The sequence below is a fragment of the Roseospirillum parvum genome (assembly GCF_900100455.1).
GTDB lineage: Bacteria > Pseudomonadota > Alphaproteobacteria > Rhodospirillales > Rhodospirillaceae > Roseospirillum > Roseospirillum parvum.
The window spans coordinates 165,870-180,698 of the sequence record NZ_FNCV01000007.1 but is presented as its reverse complement, the minus strand read 5'-3'; the positions used below and the strand labels follow the sequence as shown (position 1 = coordinate 180,698).

The 14,829-nt window shown below is 72.7% G+C and carries 14 protein-coding genes; 10 read left to right on the top strand and 4 right to left on the bottom strand.

Annotation, left to right across the window (positions count from 1 at the left end; genetic code table 11):
* Positions 1-123: 123 nt before the first annotated feature.
* Complete coding sequence (locus tag BLR95_RS11650) at positions 124-1,137, bottom strand: flippase-like domain-containing protein (protein ID WP_176787805.1); 1,014 nt, start codon at positions 1,135-1,137, stop codon at positions 124-126.
* Between the two features lie 253 nt (positions 1,138-1,390).
* Between BLR95_RS11650 and BLR95_RS11645 the strand changes: the two genes are divergently transcribed.
* The gene (locus tag BLR95_RS11645) at positions 1,391-1,801 is read left to right on the top strand and encodes a hypothetical protein (RefSeq protein WP_092620143.1); all 411 of its coding nucleotides are present in this window, start codon (positions 1,391-1,393) and stop codon (positions 1,799-1,801) included.
* A 125-nt stretch (positions 1,802-1,926) separates the two neighbouring features.
* Here the strand turns inward: BLR95_RS11645 and BLR95_RS11640 are convergent, their stop codons facing one another.
* Complete coding sequence (locus BLR95_RS11640; RefSeq protein WP_176787803.1) at positions 1,927-2,817, bottom strand: HEAT repeat domain-containing protein; 891 nt, start codon at positions 2,815-2,817, stop codon at positions 1,927-1,929.
* A 165-nt stretch (positions 2,818-2,982) separates the two neighbouring features.
* Between BLR95_RS11640 and BLR95_RS11635 the strand changes: the two genes are divergently transcribed.
* From BLR95_RS11635 to BLR95_RS11610, 6 genes are all read left to right on the top strand, one after another.
* Positions 2,983-4,341, top strand: coding sequence for an OmpA family protein (locus tag BLR95_RS11635; protein ID WP_143130990.1), 1,359 nt, complete (start codon positions 2,983-2,985; stop codon positions 4,339-4,341).
* A gap of 252 nt (positions 4,342-4,593) precedes the next feature.
* Positions 4,594-5,733, top strand: a complete 1,140-nt coding sequence (locus BLR95_RS11630) for a flagellar motor protein MotA (RefSeq protein ID WP_092620137.1) — start codon at positions 4,594-4,596, stop codon at positions 5,731-5,733.
* 6 nt (positions 5,734-5,739) lie between these two features.
* Positions 5,740-6,870, top strand: coding sequence for a peptidoglycan -binding protein (locus tag BLR95_RS11625; RefSeq protein WP_092620134.1), 1,131 nt, complete (start codon positions 5,740-5,742; stop codon positions 6,868-6,870).
* A 23-nt stretch (positions 6,871-6,893) separates the two neighbouring features.
* Positions 6,894-7,250, top strand: a complete 357-nt coding sequence (locus tag BLR95_RS11620) for a TraR/DksA family transcriptional regulator (RefSeq protein WP_092620131.1) — start codon at positions 6,894-6,896, stop codon at positions 7,248-7,250.
* Positions 7,251-7,392: 142 nt separating this feature from the next.
* A complete protein-coding gene (gene rpmE / locus BLR95_RS11615; protein ID WP_092620128.1) occupies positions 7,393-7,611 on the top strand; it encodes a 50S ribosomal protein L31 in 219 nt (72 codons plus the stop codon).
* Positions 7,612-7,991: 380 nt separating this feature from the next.
* Positions 7,992-9,896, top strand: a complete 1,905-nt coding sequence (locus BLR95_RS11610) for an adenylate/guanylate cyclase domain-containing protein (protein WP_092620126.1) — start codon at positions 7,992-7,994, stop codon at positions 9,894-9,896.
* Here the strand turns inward: BLR95_RS11610 and BLR95_RS11605 are convergent.
* A complete protein-coding gene (locus BLR95_RS11605; protein WP_092620124.1) occupies positions 9,860-10,924 on the bottom strand; it encodes a permease in 1,065 nt (354 codons plus the stop codon). The two genes, BLR95_RS11610 and BLR95_RS11605, sit on opposite strands and share 37 nt — an antisense overlap.
* Positions 10,925-11,005: 81 nt before the next feature.
* On the bottom strand, positions 11,006-11,347 hold the full coding sequence (locus BLR95_RS11600; RefSeq protein WP_092620121.1) for an ArsR/SmtB family transcription factor: 342 nt from the start codon (positions 11,345-11,347) through the stop codon (positions 11,006-11,008).
* Positions 11,348-11,537: 190 nt separating this feature from the next.
* Here BLR95_RS11600 and BLR95_RS11595 point away from each other — a divergent pair, with 190 nt between their 5' ends.
* Genes BLR95_RS11595 through BLR95_RS11585 form a run of 3 tightly spaced genes read left to right on the top strand, consistent with a single transcriptional unit; the run spans position 11,538 to position 14,775 of the window.
* Complete coding sequence (locus tag BLR95_RS11595) at positions 11,538-13,100, top strand: hypothetical protein (RefSeq protein WP_143130989.1); 1,563 nt, start codon at positions 11,538-11,540, stop codon at positions 13,098-13,100.
* Positions 13,097-13,882: a class I SAM-dependent methyltransferase gene (locus BLR95_RS11590; protein WP_092620115.1), complete on the top strand. Its 786-nt coding sequence runs from the start codon at positions 13,097-13,099 to the stop codon at positions 13,880-13,882. The genes BLR95_RS11595 and BLR95_RS11590 overlap by 4 nt, the downstream gene beginning before the upstream one ends.
* Positions 13,879-14,775, top strand: a complete 897-nt coding sequence (locus BLR95_RS11585) for a hypothetical protein (protein WP_092620112.1) — start codon at positions 13,879-13,881, stop codon at positions 14,773-14,775. Before BLR95_RS11590 ends, BLR95_RS11585 begins: the two co-directional genes overlap by 4 nt.
* Positions 14,776-14,829: the final 54 nt, after the last annotated feature.

The window sequence follows — 14,829 nt, the reverse complement described above, 5'->3', positions numbered from 1 at the left end:
CCGAGCGCGTGCGCTCGGATACCCCCCTCTTCACGGCTTTAAGTCGCGGCGGGGGTCCGGGGGGGCCCCTGGTCCCCCCGGCGGGGGTTCCAAGGGGGCAGCGCCCCCTTGGTCTTGCCTCGATCAGCGCCCTTCGGCGCGTTCCAGGCGGGGCCACAGGCTGAGGCCGATCAGGCCGAGGGTGGCTTCGCGCAGGCGTCGCAGGAGGGCCAGGGCGAGGGCGGCGGGGGCGGCGACGCCGACCAGTTCGCCGAGCAGCACGAAGCTGGCTTCCTGCACCCCGAGGCCGGCCGGCACGGCGAACACGGCGGCCCGCGCCGCCGAGGACAGGGCTTCCAGGACCAGGGCGGCGGCCGGGCCGCCGGCTGATTCGAGCAGGGCGAGGCCGAGCCACAGGGCGGCCGCGTCGACCAGCCACGAGGCCAGATGCCAGGCCACCGACAGGGCGACGGCGCGGGGATTTCGGTAGATGGTGCCGATGGTGGCGCGGAAGTCGTGGCCGCCGGTGGCGACGTGTTCGGCGAACTCGCCTTTCAGCCGTCCGGCGAGGCGGGCCAGGTGCGAATCGATCCACCCCGGGCGGCGGGCCAGGGTGGCCTGGGCGGCCAGGAACAGGGCCAGCAGACCCAGGGTGCCGGCCACCGCAAGGGCGCTTTCGGTGGCCAGGGCGCCGGGGTCGCCGCCGGCGATCATCAGGGCGAGCAGGCCGAGCAGGGTGAAGACGATGGTCGCCACCAGCCCGCTGGTCATGGCGGCGACCACGGTGGCGGCGGCGGCGCCGGCGCCGAGCGGCGTGCCCCGGGCCTTCAGATGGCGGGTCAGCAGGCGGGCGCGGACCACCTCGCCGCCCACCTGGGCGACCGGCAGCAGGGTGTTCACGGCTTCCGAGACCCAGCGCATGGCGAAGGTGGCGCGGCGGCTGGGACGGCGGTCGGGCGGCATCAGGCAGCGCCAGCCCTCGGCGTCGCAGACCAGGGCGATCAGGTGGAGCAGGGTGAAGGGCACCACCCCGGGGCCCAGGGTGAGCAAGGCATCCCAGATGCGGGCCGGCTGGTTGGCGGCGATCAGGGCGGCGGCGCCGGCCAGGCCAAGCAGGCCAAGGGCGGGCACCAGCAGGCGGCGGGGGAGGCGGGGCATGATCGGGCGGTGATACCTCATTTGGGGGAGGGCGTCCCGGGCAAACAGCCGGGGCAAGGGGGATGTCGGACAAAGAGCTTGCGGCAAGCCCCCAGGTTGTTTGCGGTTTCCCTTTATGACCTTTGGCCGAATTGCGGACCGTTTCGGTCCGTGTCATATTTAGATCGAATTCGACGGAGATTTTCCGCGAATCCTTATGCTTCGGTTTTCCCCCGCCGAACCGCCGGCCCTCTGGAAACGAGCACAGGTAACGATGACCACGCCCAAGCGCACATTCGGACAGGCCCGCGAGGCGCGGCGCGAGGTGGTTTCCGCCTACGCCGCCCATGGCGCGGCGACCGAGCGTCATGAGCGCCAGCGGCGGACCTTCAAGCTGGCGGTGTTCAGTCTGATTGCCTTGCTGATCCTGGGCATTGGCGGGCCGCTGGTGCTGAAGGCCATCGACCATGGGGGCCTGACCATGGCGCGGCTGCTTGGCGAGCCGACGGCCGACAATCCCTATGCCACCATGTCGGCCGAGGAGTTGGGCGAGATCGCCACCGCCGCCGGCCCGGGGGTGGGCGGGGAGGCGCAACCGGACACCGGCTTCGCGTTCACCGACCGCCTGATGCGCGTGAACAAGGCGCTGTATGGCGAGGAAGAGGCGCCGGCCCCCGCCGAGTAGGCGGAAAAGGAAAGGCGCCGAATAGGCGGAAAAGGAAAGGCGTCGAATAGGCGGAGAGGGAAAGGCGCCGACTGCGGCAGGTTGGAAGCACGGAACCGATTGGTTTCGTGCTTTTTTTGTGCCTGCTATTGGGTGGTCAGTTGGCTGTTCAGGGTCCGTGCCGCCGGGCTGTCCAGGTTTTCCAGCACCTGGCGCAACCCGGTCCGGGTGGGCGGGTCGAGGAACTCGGCCGGCAGGTCGGCGAGGTAGGCCTCGATGCCGGGCAGCACCGCCGCGCCCAGCTCCGTCAGGCCGGCCAGGGCGACGGCACGGGTGTCCTCGGCCTCGCCGGCGGCCAGGGCGTCGATCAGGCCGGGGGTGCCCCGGGGATCGCCGATGGCGGCCAGGGCGGCAATGGCGGCGTCGCGGGTGTCGGTGCGGGTGGTGGCGGCCAACAGGTCGGGCACCGCCGAGGGATCGCCGATCCAGCCCAGGGCGCGGGCCGCCTCGGCGCGGCCCAGCCAATGGTCGTCGCTCTTGGCCAGGGCGCGGCGCAGGAGGGGCACGGCGCGGCTGTCGCCGAGCTGGCCGAGGGCCGGGATGGCGGCCATGGCGAGGCCGGTGCGCTCGCTCATGTCGCGGTCGAGGGCGGCGATCAGTGGGGCCACGGCGCGCCCGTCGCCGATCTCGCCCAGCGCATAGGCGGCCGCCATGCGGTCCAGACCGTCGGCGGCGGGATCGGCAAGCAGGGTCAGCAGCGGCTCGACCGCCTGGGGGGCGCGGCGCTGGCCGAGGGCCTCGATGGCTTCCTGGCGGGCCAGGGAGTCCGGGCTGCCCAGATGCTCGATCAGGGTGGCGGTGGGCGGTGCCTCGGCCTCGGCAAGGGCGGGCAGGGACGGGGCGAGCAGGGCGGCGAGCAGGGCGATCAGCAGCCGGCCGGCGGGGCGCGGCGGGCTCGGGAAGCGGGCGTGGAGCGACGCCATGGCGACCTCGCGGTTGCAGGAGCCTTTGGAGGTGTAGCGCGAAAGGGCCGTCATGTTAATGGGGGCGCGCGTTCCGGCGGTTGTCGCGGGGCGCCGCTGCGGGTACACTGGCCGCCGAGTCGCGGGGCGGAATCCCCGCGCTTTCATGATTGTCGTCCGGCTCCGTCCGCCGCTTCCAGGGCCCGTCCGGGGTCCGTACTCTTAGGGAGAGCGCCCTCGATGGCTGCCACCTCAGCCGGTTTTCGCCGCCGTTCAGGGCTTGTCGCCGCCTTCGGACTGGCGGCGCTGGTCGCGGCGCCTGCCGCCCAGGCCCAGACCGTGGTCATCGGTGGGTCGGGCAATGGCAATGTGCAAGTCGACTTCTCGGCCCTGGGGCCGGCCGGTCGGCGGGGCGCCCCGTCGGGCGGTCTGCTGGTGCCGGCGCCGAGCCTCGGGGGCGGGCAGGGCGACGGGCCGATGACCAGCCATCCGCTGGCCCCGGGTGTGGTCCGGCCGGGCGTCGCGGCGCCCGATGGCGGACCCCTGCTGCCGGTCGCCGGAGCCAGCTACCAGTCGACCTTCACCCCGCCGGGCGATGTGGCCGGGCCGATGGGCGCCACCACCGCCGGGGCGTGGATGGAACCAGCGCCGGTCGAGTCCGCCGGCCCGGCGCCGGCCGCCCTGCTGATCGTCCCCCAGGCGCCGATGCCGCTGCTGGTCGCCGGTGCCCCCCGGGGCGCGCCGGCCAGTGCCGAGGCACCGGCGGAGAGCGTCGAGGCGGCGGTGGAGAGCGTCGAGACGCCGCCCACCCTGGTCGCCGAGGCTCCCCAGCCGGCTCCGCAGCCGCAGCCCGCGCCGCAAGTGGCCAGTCCGGCGGCCAGCGAACCGGTGTCCGAGCCGACTTCCGAGCCGGCTTCCCCGCCGCCCTCCGAGCCGGCCAGCCGGCCGACCGCGCCGGCCGACATCACGCCGCCGGCCGACAGCGTCGCCCAGGCCCCGTTGCCGGCGGACAAGCCGCTGCCCCTGGTCGCCGAGACGGTGGCGCCGCCAAGCCCCGAGGCTCCCGCCGAGCCCCAGGTTGCCGAGCCCCAGGTTGCCGAGTCCCAGGTTCCCGAGTCCCAGGTTCCCGAGCCCCAACAGCTTGCCGGGCAGCGGGCGCCCGAGCCGCCGGTGGCCGTGCCGGCGGTGCCGGCGGCGCCCGACCTGCCCAGTCAGGCCGCCGAGGCGGTGTCCCAGCCCGCGGCTGATCAGCCCGCCGCCGAGCAGGTGGCCGCCCTGCCCCGTGGCTCGGAAGAGGTGCGGGTGCTGTTCGAGGGCGGCGGCTCGCGCCTGCCCGAGGCGGCGCACCCCGAACTCAAGGCCCTGGCCCAGCGGGCCCTGGCGGCGACCGGCATCAAGGTCCAACTGCTGGCCTATGCCGGGGGCGATGCCAGTGCCACCAGCCGGGCCCGCCGGCTGTCGCTGTCGCGTGCCCTGACCGTGCGCACCTACCTGATGGACCAGGGGTTGCGCAGCACCGACATCGAGGTTCGTGCCCTGGGCAACCAGGGCGGCGACGGCCCGCCCGACCGGGTCGATGTCAGTCTGATCGGCGGCTGATGGTGTCGGCGCGGCGGGGCTGGCTGCCTTGCCGTTGCCACAATATCGGCCAACCCTGGATCGGCGAGGGTCCGCCCTGGCCACCTTGCCCTGGCCACCTGCCGGCGCCGCCGGTCGGCCCGTCTGTTCGCCTGACTGCGCGTTGCTGTCCCGCCCGTCCCATCATCCCCACCCACCGCCGTTCCGTCATCCCCACCCACCGCCGTCCCGTCATCCCCACCCACCGCCCGTTGAGGATCCCCGGAGGAGCCCATGAGTCGGCCGACCCGCTTCCTGCTTCGCATGAGCATCTTCCTGGCCGCCGTGGTGGTGGTGGCGGCGCTGCTGTTTCCACCCCTGTGGCAGGCCTTTGCCGCCAACCCGGCGCTCAACGGCCTGATCCTGACGGTGTTCCTGATCGGCGTCGGCCTGAACATCCGGCAGGTGATGATGCTCGGGCCGGAGGTGCGCTGGATCGAAAGCTTCCGCGACGGCCAGTCGGTCAGCGTCGAGCGCGCGCCACGCCTGATCGCGCCCATGGCCCGCATGCTGGAAAGCCACCAGGACCGGGCCCGCTTCACCCTGGCCGCCTCGGCCACCCGGGCGCTGCTCGACGGGATCGCGGCGCGGCTCGACGAGTTGCGCGACATCTCGCGCTATTTCATCGGCCTGCTGGTTTTCCTGGGGCTGCTCGGCACCTTCTGGGGCCTGCTGTCGACGGTCGATTCCATCGCCGGGGTGATCCGCGACCTGTCGATCGGCGGGGCCGACATCACGGTGGTCTTCGACGATTTGAAAAAGGGCCTGGAGGCGCCCCTGTCGGGCATGGGCACGGCCTTCTCGTCGTCCCTGTTCGGGCTCGCCGGCTCGCTGGCGTTGGGGTTCCTCGACCTGCAGGCCGGGCAGGCCCAGAACCGCTTCTACAACGATCTGGAGGAATGGCTGTCGGGGATGACCCGGCTGTCTTCCGGCGGCGGCTTCCACGGCGGCGAGGAAGGCGGCAGCGTGCCAGCCTACATCCACGCCCTGCTCGAGCAGACCGCCGAAAGCGTCGCCGAGTTGCAGGAGACCATCGCCCGCTCCGAGGACAGCCGGCGCGACACCAGCCAGCATCTGAGCGCCCTGACGCAAAGCCTGTCGTCGCTGTCCGACCACATGCGAGCCCAGCAGGAGGTGCTGCTCAAGGTGGCCGAGGGGCAGGTCGAGCTGAAACCGCTGCTGGCCAGGCTGGGGCAGGCCGAGGGCGGCGGCGGTCTCGATCCGACGACGCGCGGCCACATCCGCAACATCGATGCCGCGCTGTCCGGTCTGGCCAAGGAGCTGGCCCAGGGCCGGGAGCAGTCGACCAAGGAAATCCGCGGCGAGATCAAGCTGCTGACCCGCACCATCGCCGCCATGGCCGAGGAAGGGTAGGCCGCCATGGGGCTCGCCAGCCGCCGTCAGCGTCGGGCCACCGACATCTGGCCGGGCTTCGTCGATGCCCTGGCCTCCCTGTTGATGATCCTCATCTTCGTGCTGCTGGTCTTCGTGCTCGGCCAGTTCTTCCTGGGGCAGGCGCTGTCGGGCCGTGACGATGCCCTGGCCCAACTGTCGCGCCGGGTCAACGAACTGGCCTCGCTGCTCTCCCTGGAGCGTCAGGCCAACGAGGACCTGAGGCTCAATCTGGCCCAGATTTCCGGCGAGTTGGAAAAGGCCGGCGGCCGGGCCGACGATCTGGCCGCCCGCCTGGAGGGGCTCGAGGACGACAACAGCGAGCTGTCCGACGAGTTGCGCGACCGGCTGGCCCAGATCGCCCGTCTGGAGAACGACGTCAAGGCTCTGGAGGCCCTGAAGGCCGAGATGCAGGCCGAGGTGCGGCGCCTGAACGCCGCCGTCACCGACCGCGAAAGCGAGCTGGAGAGCGAGCGCGAGCTGTCCGCCGAGGCGCGCGCCCAGGCCGCCCTGCTCAACCAGCAACTGGAAGCCTTGCGCGCCGAATTGGCCCGCCTGAACGAGGCCCTGGACGCCGCCGAGGCCGAGAACGCGGCCAAGGAGGCGCAGATCGCCGATCTCGGCAATCGCCTCAACCGCGCCCTGGCCAGCAAGGTGCAGGAGCTTCAGAAGTACCGCTCGGAGTTCTTCGGGCGGCTGCGTCAGGTGTTGGGCGCGCGCGACGACATCCGCATCGAGGGCGACCGCTTCGTCTTCCAGTCGGAAATCCTGTTCGAGTCCGCCTCGGCCACACTGGGCGAGGAGGGCAAGACGACCATCGCCCAACTGGCCGACACCCTGCTTCAGATCGCCGCCGAGATCCCCGACGACGTCAACTGGATCCTGCGCGTCGATGGCCACACCGACCGGGTGCCGATCAACAACGAACGCTTCGCCTCCAACTGGGAGCTGTCGGCGGGACGCGCCATCTCGGTGGTCAACTACCTGGTCTCGCAAGGGGTGCCGCCCAATCGGCTGGTCGCCGCCGGGTTCGGTGAGTTCCAGCCGCTCGACCCGGGGCGCGGGCCCGAGGCGCGGCGGCGCAACCGGCGCATCGAGTTCAAGCTCGACCAGCGTTGAGCGCCGACCCACGGAGAGCCCCCATGCCCCTGTCCGAGGCCAGGATCGCCGAGTTCCGCCAGCGCCTGCTCGACCGTCTGGCCGCGTTGGCCGACTCCTCGGAAAAGACCCGCCAGGACCGCGCCCCGGTGGAACTGGACCAGCAGTCGGTGGGCCGTCTGTCGCGCATGGACGCCCTGCAGATGCAGGCCATGGCCCAGGCCGCCGACCGGGCGCGCGGCGGCGAGGCGGGGCGCATCAAGGCGGCGCTGGCCCGCCTTGAGGAGGGCGACTACGGCTATTGCGTGGGCTGCGGCGAGGAGATCGCCGAAAAGCGCCTGGAGATCGAGCCCACGGTGCCCACCTGCATCGCCTGCGCCGCCCGGGCCGAGCGCGGCTGAGGCGGCGGCCGGCGGCGACTGCCTCCTCTCTGCTCCCCAACTCTGAGCCTCCAACCGGCGGCCTTGCACGGGGGGCCGCGGTCCGATATAAGAGCGCCCTTCCACGTTCCCCCGAAACCCAAAGGCGCAAAGTCGAAGACCCATGAAGAAGGACATCCACCCCGACTACCACGAGGTGACGGTGACCATGACCGATGGCAGCGAGTTCACCACCCGCTCGACCATGGAAGGCACCAGCCTGCGCCTGGACATCGACCCCAAGTCGCACCCCGCCTGGACCGGCGTGCACCGACTGGTCGATACCGCCGGCCAGCTCGCCAAGTTCAACAACAAGTTCGGCAAGTTCGGCCTGAAGACCTGATCCGCCGTCCCCGGTCCCGCGCAGGGTCCGGGGGGGATGGAAGCTTCCCAAGGTTCCAGGTGGACGGCCCCTTTCAAGGGAGCCCCGGCGTCCGGCCCAACCCCGCAACCTCGACGGTTGGCGGGGTTTTGCCGTTCAGATTGGCCCGCGCCGGGCTTGTTGGGGCGGCGCCGTCATGGGATAGTTATTTGCCTGGGACCCCGGTTGGCCCGAAAACGGGTGACCGACCTTGGTCCGCGCCGCTCCTATGCAAAACCGACCGGCATGCTGACGGCTGGCGGTTGCTTGGCGCGGCTCGGCGCAGCGGCGCGGCGACCCGGGCGGGATGCCGCCTCCCGGTCGGGCCCTTGGTCGGATCACAGCAGGACTGACAGGCCGCGATGCCTCCCATTGTCCATTTCGAGGTCTATCTCTACCAGCGCCGCGGCTGGACCCTGCATACCCGATTCACCAGCTTCCAGCGCGACCGGGCGATCGAGGAGGCGAAAGCCCTCGAACGTCACCTCGGCGTGCCGACCAAGGTGGTGCGGGAAATCTACGACTCCGGGGCCAACGTCAGCGACGAGGCGGTGGTCTACCTCAGCCCCAAGATCCGCGAGGTCCAGGCGGCGCCGGCCCGCGCCACCGAGAGCTACGAGGCGTTCAGCGAGTACGGGCCGGACGGCGGCCTGCTGGGTGGCAGCAAGGTCGATCAGGTGGCCGCCTCGGGCGCCGATCTGGTGTTGCGCATGGTGCTGGTCATCTTCGGCGGCCTTGCCCTGGCCGCCGGGGTGACCGTGATCGGCTCGTTCGTGCTCGGCCAGTTGCCCGAGGCCGGGGTGGCCCTGCCGCCCCGGGCCGGCCCACAGATCCTGTTCGTGCTGTTCCTTGGCAGCTTCCTTGTTTCCACCCTGTTCATGGTGCTGAAGTTCGTGCCGCTGGGGGGCATCGCCGACGGGGGCAGGCCGGGCCGCCGGGCGGGCTCTGCCCTCGACGACGGCGGGGACGACGACGAGGACGCCGACTGGAACCAGTTCGCCGACCTGGACGAGGACCCGGAAAAGAGGCCCGGCCTGTGGGCCCGCCTGTTCGGCGTCGGCCCGACCCCGGAGCCCGAGCCGGAGCCGCCGCCCCCACCCCCCAAGCCGACCCCCGAGCCGGAGCCGGAACCCGAGCCGGAGCCGGACGAGGACGACGACTGGGAAGAGGAGCCCGTCGACGAGGCGCCGGACGCCGTGGACGACGGGCAGCAGGCGGCCAAGGGCGGGCCGCCGGCCGTCGGCATGGACGTGGCGCGCCAGGAGATCACCCGCTTCCTGGGCGGCGCGGTCAACGTGATCAAGAGCAGCCGGCCGCAGCTTGATGCCTTCAACAAGTTCGGGGTCAACCTGTTCCTGGCCGGGGCGGCCGAGGCCCTGAGCCTGGAGGGGGAGATCGATGACGACGGGCGTCAGGCGTTGATCCGCCAGACGGTGGAAATGGTCGGCACCAAGCCGGCCCTGGCCCAGAGCTTTGTCGAGCGCCTGGACGAGTACGTCATGGAGGCGCGCTACATGCACATGATCCAGTCCGGGCGCGAGGCCATGGAGCTGCATCTGGCCGGCAACTCCGACCCCTTCGCCAACCTGACCTCGGTGCTCGACGACTGGAACAACCCGCAGGCCAAGCAGACCAGCCACACCATCATGGCCATCGTCTTCACCGACATGGTCGGCTCCACCGGCCTGACCCAGGAGTTGGGCGACGTGGGGGCGCAGGAGGCGGTCAGGGCCCACAACACCATCGTCCGCTCGGCCCTGTCGCGCCACGACGGGCGCGAGGTGAAGCACACCGGCGACGGCATCATGGCCACCTTCAGCAACACGGTGGACGCGGTGGAAGCGATGATCGACGTGCAGCGTGCCGTCATCCAGCACAACCAGCGCGCCCCCGGCTTGCCGCTGGGCCTCAAGGTGGGCATCAACTGCGGCGAACCGGTGGTCGAGGGCAACGACTACTTCGGCACCGCCGTCCAGTTGGCGGCCCGGGTCTGCGACCGGGCCCGCCAGGGGCAGATCTGGTGCACCGGCGTGGTCAAGGAACTGTGCGCCGGCAAGACGGTGGCCTTCCACCCGCGCGGGCCCTTCACCCTGAAGGGCATCAAGGAGCCGCAGCACCTGTTCGAGGTGGTGTGGTCCAACGAGCGGGCCCAGGAGATCGCCGCCGAGCTGCCGCCCGAAACACCGGAGGCAGCCGCCGGAACCACGCCCCCGGCGTCCCCCCCGGGAGCTCAGCCGGCCGATCCGCCGCCGGCCCAGAGCAGGTAGCCCAGGCTGGCCAGCAGCGCGCCGCCCAGGCCCAGCCCCACATACAGCGCGAAGACCCGGCGTCGGACCAGGGCGAAGACGGCCATCGCCGCCGGAATGCTGGTCACCCCGCCGGCCAGCATGAAGGCCAGCCCGGCGGCCGGGGTCATGCCCAGCTCGATCAGCCCGGCGACCGTGGGCACCGCGGCATAGCCGTTGAGGTAGGCCGGAATGCCGGCCAGGGCGGCCAGCGGCACGGCCCACCAGGCGTCGGCGCCCAGCCAGGCGCCGATGCTCTCGGCCGGCAGCCAGGCCAGCATCAGGCTTTCCACCAGGAAGGCCAGGGCCAGCCACTTGAGCAGGAAATGCCCGGTTTCCAGGCCGCTGGCCCGGAAGGTGGCGCGCCGCTGCGGCGCCTGCCAGAAGCGCCAGGCCACCGGCTCGGGCTTCAGGCTGCGCTTGGCGGCGCAGCAGGTGGGGGCGACGCCGGGGCGCAGCACCTCGCCCAGCAGGTCGCGCCTGACCAGCCCCTGGGTCACCGCCCCGCCGAGCAGACCAAGGCCGATCGCCGCCCCGGTCTTGGCCAGGGTCAGCGGCCAGCCGAAGGTGCTCAGCATGAGCAGGAACATCTGCGGGTCCATCAGCGGCGAGGCCAGCCAGAAGGCCATCACCGGGGCCAGCGGCACGCCGGCGGCGAGCAGCGCGGCAATGATCGGCACCACGCCGCACGAGCAGAACGGCGACAGCGCCCCGAACAGGGCGGCCAGCCCGATGGCCCGGGCCGGGTTGCCGGCGGTCACCCGCGAGACGTGCCGGTCGAGCCCGGTCGCCTTGGTCCAGGCGGCGATCAGCACCGAGGCGACCAGGAAGGGCAGGATGTCCCACAGCGCCTGGGCGGTGAACAGCAGGCTGGGCCCGAGCTGGGCGCGGTCGAGCACGGCCAGGGCGAGCAGGGCGGCGAGCAGGGCCAGCCACACCTTGTCGACTTTCGGCCAGCCGCGGCGCGGGGGGTCCTGATCGAGGGCGGAGGCGGGGGAGGTGTCGGTCACGGGAGGCCTCTTCGGGGATGAGTGTTGCAGAACAATCGAACAGTCCGGGAGCGCGGAAACCCGGCGCGGAGGTGCGCGCCCTCAGGCGGCGTCGGAGTGCGGGTCGGGGAGCGAACAGGAGGGGCCGGTCAGCCCCTCGCAGCAGTGGGACATCAAATAGTCGATCATGCCGTGGGCCCGCTCGCGGACCAGGAAGCAGCGCAGGGCCCGCCCCTCCCGCTGCTGGCGCACCAGACCAACCAGGATCAGGTGTTGCAGGTGGTGCGACAGGGTGGACTTGGGGATGTCCACATGGGCCAGCAGTTCGCCGACCAGGGCCCCCTCGGGGCCGGCGCGGACCAGCAGGCGGAACACCGCCAGCCGCACCGGGTGCCCCAGTTCGGCCAGACAGCGGGCGGTTTCTTCCAGGCGCGGATCGATCATGGGGCCGAGTATGGGGGCGGCGGGGTGAGCCTGTCAACGATTGTTCGGCAACTATCGAACTGTTATCCGGGGGGTGCCGCCAGCCCCATCGGCGTCGGCTGTGGGCGGCGTCACAGCCGGCGGGGCTGGTCGCGGCGCGGTGGGCGCGGCATGATGGGGCGCCTTGTCGCCCGCCTCCCGCGAGGAGCCGATGCCCCCGCCTGCTTTCGCCCCGCCAACCCCGACGCCGATACCCGTCGTGCCGGCGGCCCGGCTGCCGTGGTCGGCCGGGGCGATCATGGTCGGCGGGGCGGCGCTCTATCTGGCCCTGCTGCTCGATGCCTTCGGCACCCTGCCGGGCAACGGCTACGGCGCCTTTCTCTACAACCGCTATTTCCTGGCCCTGCTCGACGGGCATTTCGACGTGCCGGTGCGCGTCGCCGCCTTCGAGGGGCACTACGACGCCGCCGGGCGGGCCTACATCTATCACGGCTTGGCGCCGCTGCTGACCCGCGCCCTGGCCTTCCCTTTTGTCGACCTGACCCGGGTCTCGCTGGTGGTGCCCACCATCTGGCTGTTCACGGTGCTCGGCACGGCGCTCTATCACCGGCTGCTGGTGCGGCTGGTGCGCACCCACGGGCCCCAGGGGCGGGCCGGGCGCGCCACCCTGACCACGCTGGCCGGCCTGCTGGTCTGGCTGGCCGGGCCAGGGCTGCTGCTGGCGGCCAGCGACAGCTTCTATCACGAGCCCATCGCCATCGCCTTCTGCCTGACCGCCGGGGTGATCGTCCTGGCCTGCCGGGCGCTGCTGTTCAGGGCGCCGATCCCGGCCATCATCGTGCCGCTGGCCCTGTGCGCCGGGGCGGCGGTGCACGCCCGGCCGCAGGTGGCGATCGGCCTTTACGTGGTGGCGGTGGGGCTGATGGCGCTGCACCACGCACGTCACGGCTGGCGCCCCGGCGCCGGGCGCTCGGTGGCGGCGCTGCTGGTGCTGTTCGCGTTCGGGGCGGCGCTGCTGGCGGTCAACTGGGCCCGCTTCGGCGATCCCCTGCTGCTGCACGGATCGTGGGACCCGGCGGCGCCCTTGCAGTACGCCCCGGTCTATTGGCACCTGGAGCCGGCCGACGCCCCCCGGGTGCGCACCTTCCTGACCCACGGCCAGTTCGAGCTTTGGCGCATCGGCCCCAACCTCGTGACCTATCTGGCCGACTTCCCGGCCTATGCGGCGCGCCTCGAGGCCATGTACGCCGCCCTCGCCGAGTGGACCGGGCATGTGCGCCTGGAGCCCAGGCGCATGGGCCTGCTGTTCCTGGGCGCGGCGTGGCTGCCGGTGCTGGGGTTGGCCCTGGCCCGGGGATCCCGGCCGGGGCCCGGGGGCTGGGTGCTGCTGCTGGGATGCGCGGTGCCGGCCCTGTTCATCCTGGCCTATCCCACGGTGACGGTGCGCTACCGGGTCGAGCTGTGGCCGCCCTTCATCGCTTTCATCGCCCTTGCCGCGCCGGGCCTGTTGAACTGGCTCGGCACCGCCCGCCGGGGCCAGCGCCTGGGACTGGGGCTGGCCGTGGGCCTGGGGCTGGCGGCGTCGGGGCTGTTCGGCTCGGCCACGGTGTACGGTTACGGCGGCTATTTCCAGGCCGGTGGGGTATTCTCGCAGTGGGACCGCCCCTTCTGCCTGGAGCTGGCCCGGGCCAAGGGCTTCGCGGCGGCCGAGGCGGATCGGCTGTGCCGGGAGCCGGTGATGAACGCCCCCGCGGACGGGAGTTCCCGCCAATGAGCAGCGGCCTCGCCCCCCAACTCCTGAAGCGCCTGTACGTGCGGCTGTGGCGGCTGGCCGGGGGGCTGGCCGAGGGCGTCGGCCTGCTGGCGTGGCTGGATCGGCGGGCCGGGGAGCGGCGCGCCGCCCACTGGCTGCGCAGCCTGTTCGCCATCCACGACATCGAGGCCATGGTCGGCCTCGACGTGCCCTGGTGGACCTACCGGGCGAGCGATCTGGTGGCGGCCCATCTGGCGGCCCGCCCGGGGGCCCGGGTGGTCGAGTTCGGCAGCGGCGCCAGCACCTGCTGGCTGGCCCGCCGGGCGGCCCGGGTGGTCAGCATCGAGCACCATCCCGGCTGGTTCCCGGTGGTCGCCGGGGTGCTGGCCCGCGACGGCCTGGACAAGGTCGATCTTCGGCTCATCGAGGCGGACAGCCCGCCGCTGCCCGGCGGCCCCTACGCTTCGGGCAAGCCGGGGCAGCAACGGCAGAGCTTCCGGCGCTATGCCCACGCCGCCGACGACCTGCCGGGGCCGTTTGATCTGATCGTCATCGACGGCCGGGCCCGACTGGCCTGCCTGGGCGCCGTGCTGCCCCGGCTGGCCGCCGACGGACTGGTGGTGTTCGACAACGCCCGGCGGGCCCGCTATCGGGCCGGGCTGGCCGAGCTGATCCGCAGCCACCGTCTGGCCGCCCTGGAAACCCGGGGCCTGACCCCCAGCCTGCCCTATCCCGAGGCCACCCTGCTGCTGGCCCGCGACCCGGCGCGGCTGGAGTCGCTGCGCGCGGTGGCCGGGCCATGAGCGCCGCCGACGCCGCCCCGCCGCCGGCCGGCTGGCGCCGATGGGCGCGCCGGGCCGGGGGACTGCTGACCCTGGCCGGGCTCGTCTTCCTGGGCCGCGAGCTGGTCCGGCTGTGGGACAGTCTGGGCGATCTGGCGAGCGGGCCGTGGGTGGGGATGCTGCTCGGCGGCGGGCTGGTCTATGCCCTGCTGCTGGCCGCCCCGGCGCTCGCCTGGAGCGGCCTGCTGGGGCGCGCGCCGGCCGGCGGGCGGCTCGCCGGGATGCGCGTCTACGCCCGGGCCAACCTGTTGAAATACCTGCCCGGCAACGTTTTCCACTTCGGCGGCCGGCAGGCCATGGGGGCGCTGCACGGCTGGCCGCACGGCCGCCTCGCCGAGGCCAGTCTGGCCGAGGTGGCGCTGATGCCCGGCCTTGCCCTGCTGCTGGGGCTGGGGCTGGGCGCCGGGCGGCTGGTGCCCGCCGGGCTGCTGCCGGGTGATGTGAACTGGCTGGCCGTGGCCTGCGCCATGGCCCTGCTGCTGGTCGGCCTGCTGGCCCGTTGGCGGCGCCTGCCCCTGGGCGCCGTGTTGCGCGCCGCCGGCTGGCTGGGGCTGTTCTATCTCGGCCTGGGGGGGCTGGCGGTGGCGGTGCTGGTCGGCCTTGGGGGCGCGCTGCCGCCGCCGGCCGATCTGGCCGCCCTGGCCGGCGCCTTCCTGCTCGCCTGGACGGCCGGCTTCCTGGTTCCCGGGGCGCCCGGCGGCCTGGGCGTGCGGGAGAGCGTCTTCGTGCTGCTGGCCGCGCCGCTGGCCCCGGAGGCGACGGTGCTGGCCGCCGCCCTGGGGGTGCGTCTGGCCACCACCCTGGGCGACCTGCTGCTGCCGCTGCTGCTGGGGCGCGGGCGGGGCAGCGCGTGACGGCGGTCACCCGGTGGCGCCTGCGGGGATGATCGGCGGCTCGCCTCGGGGTAT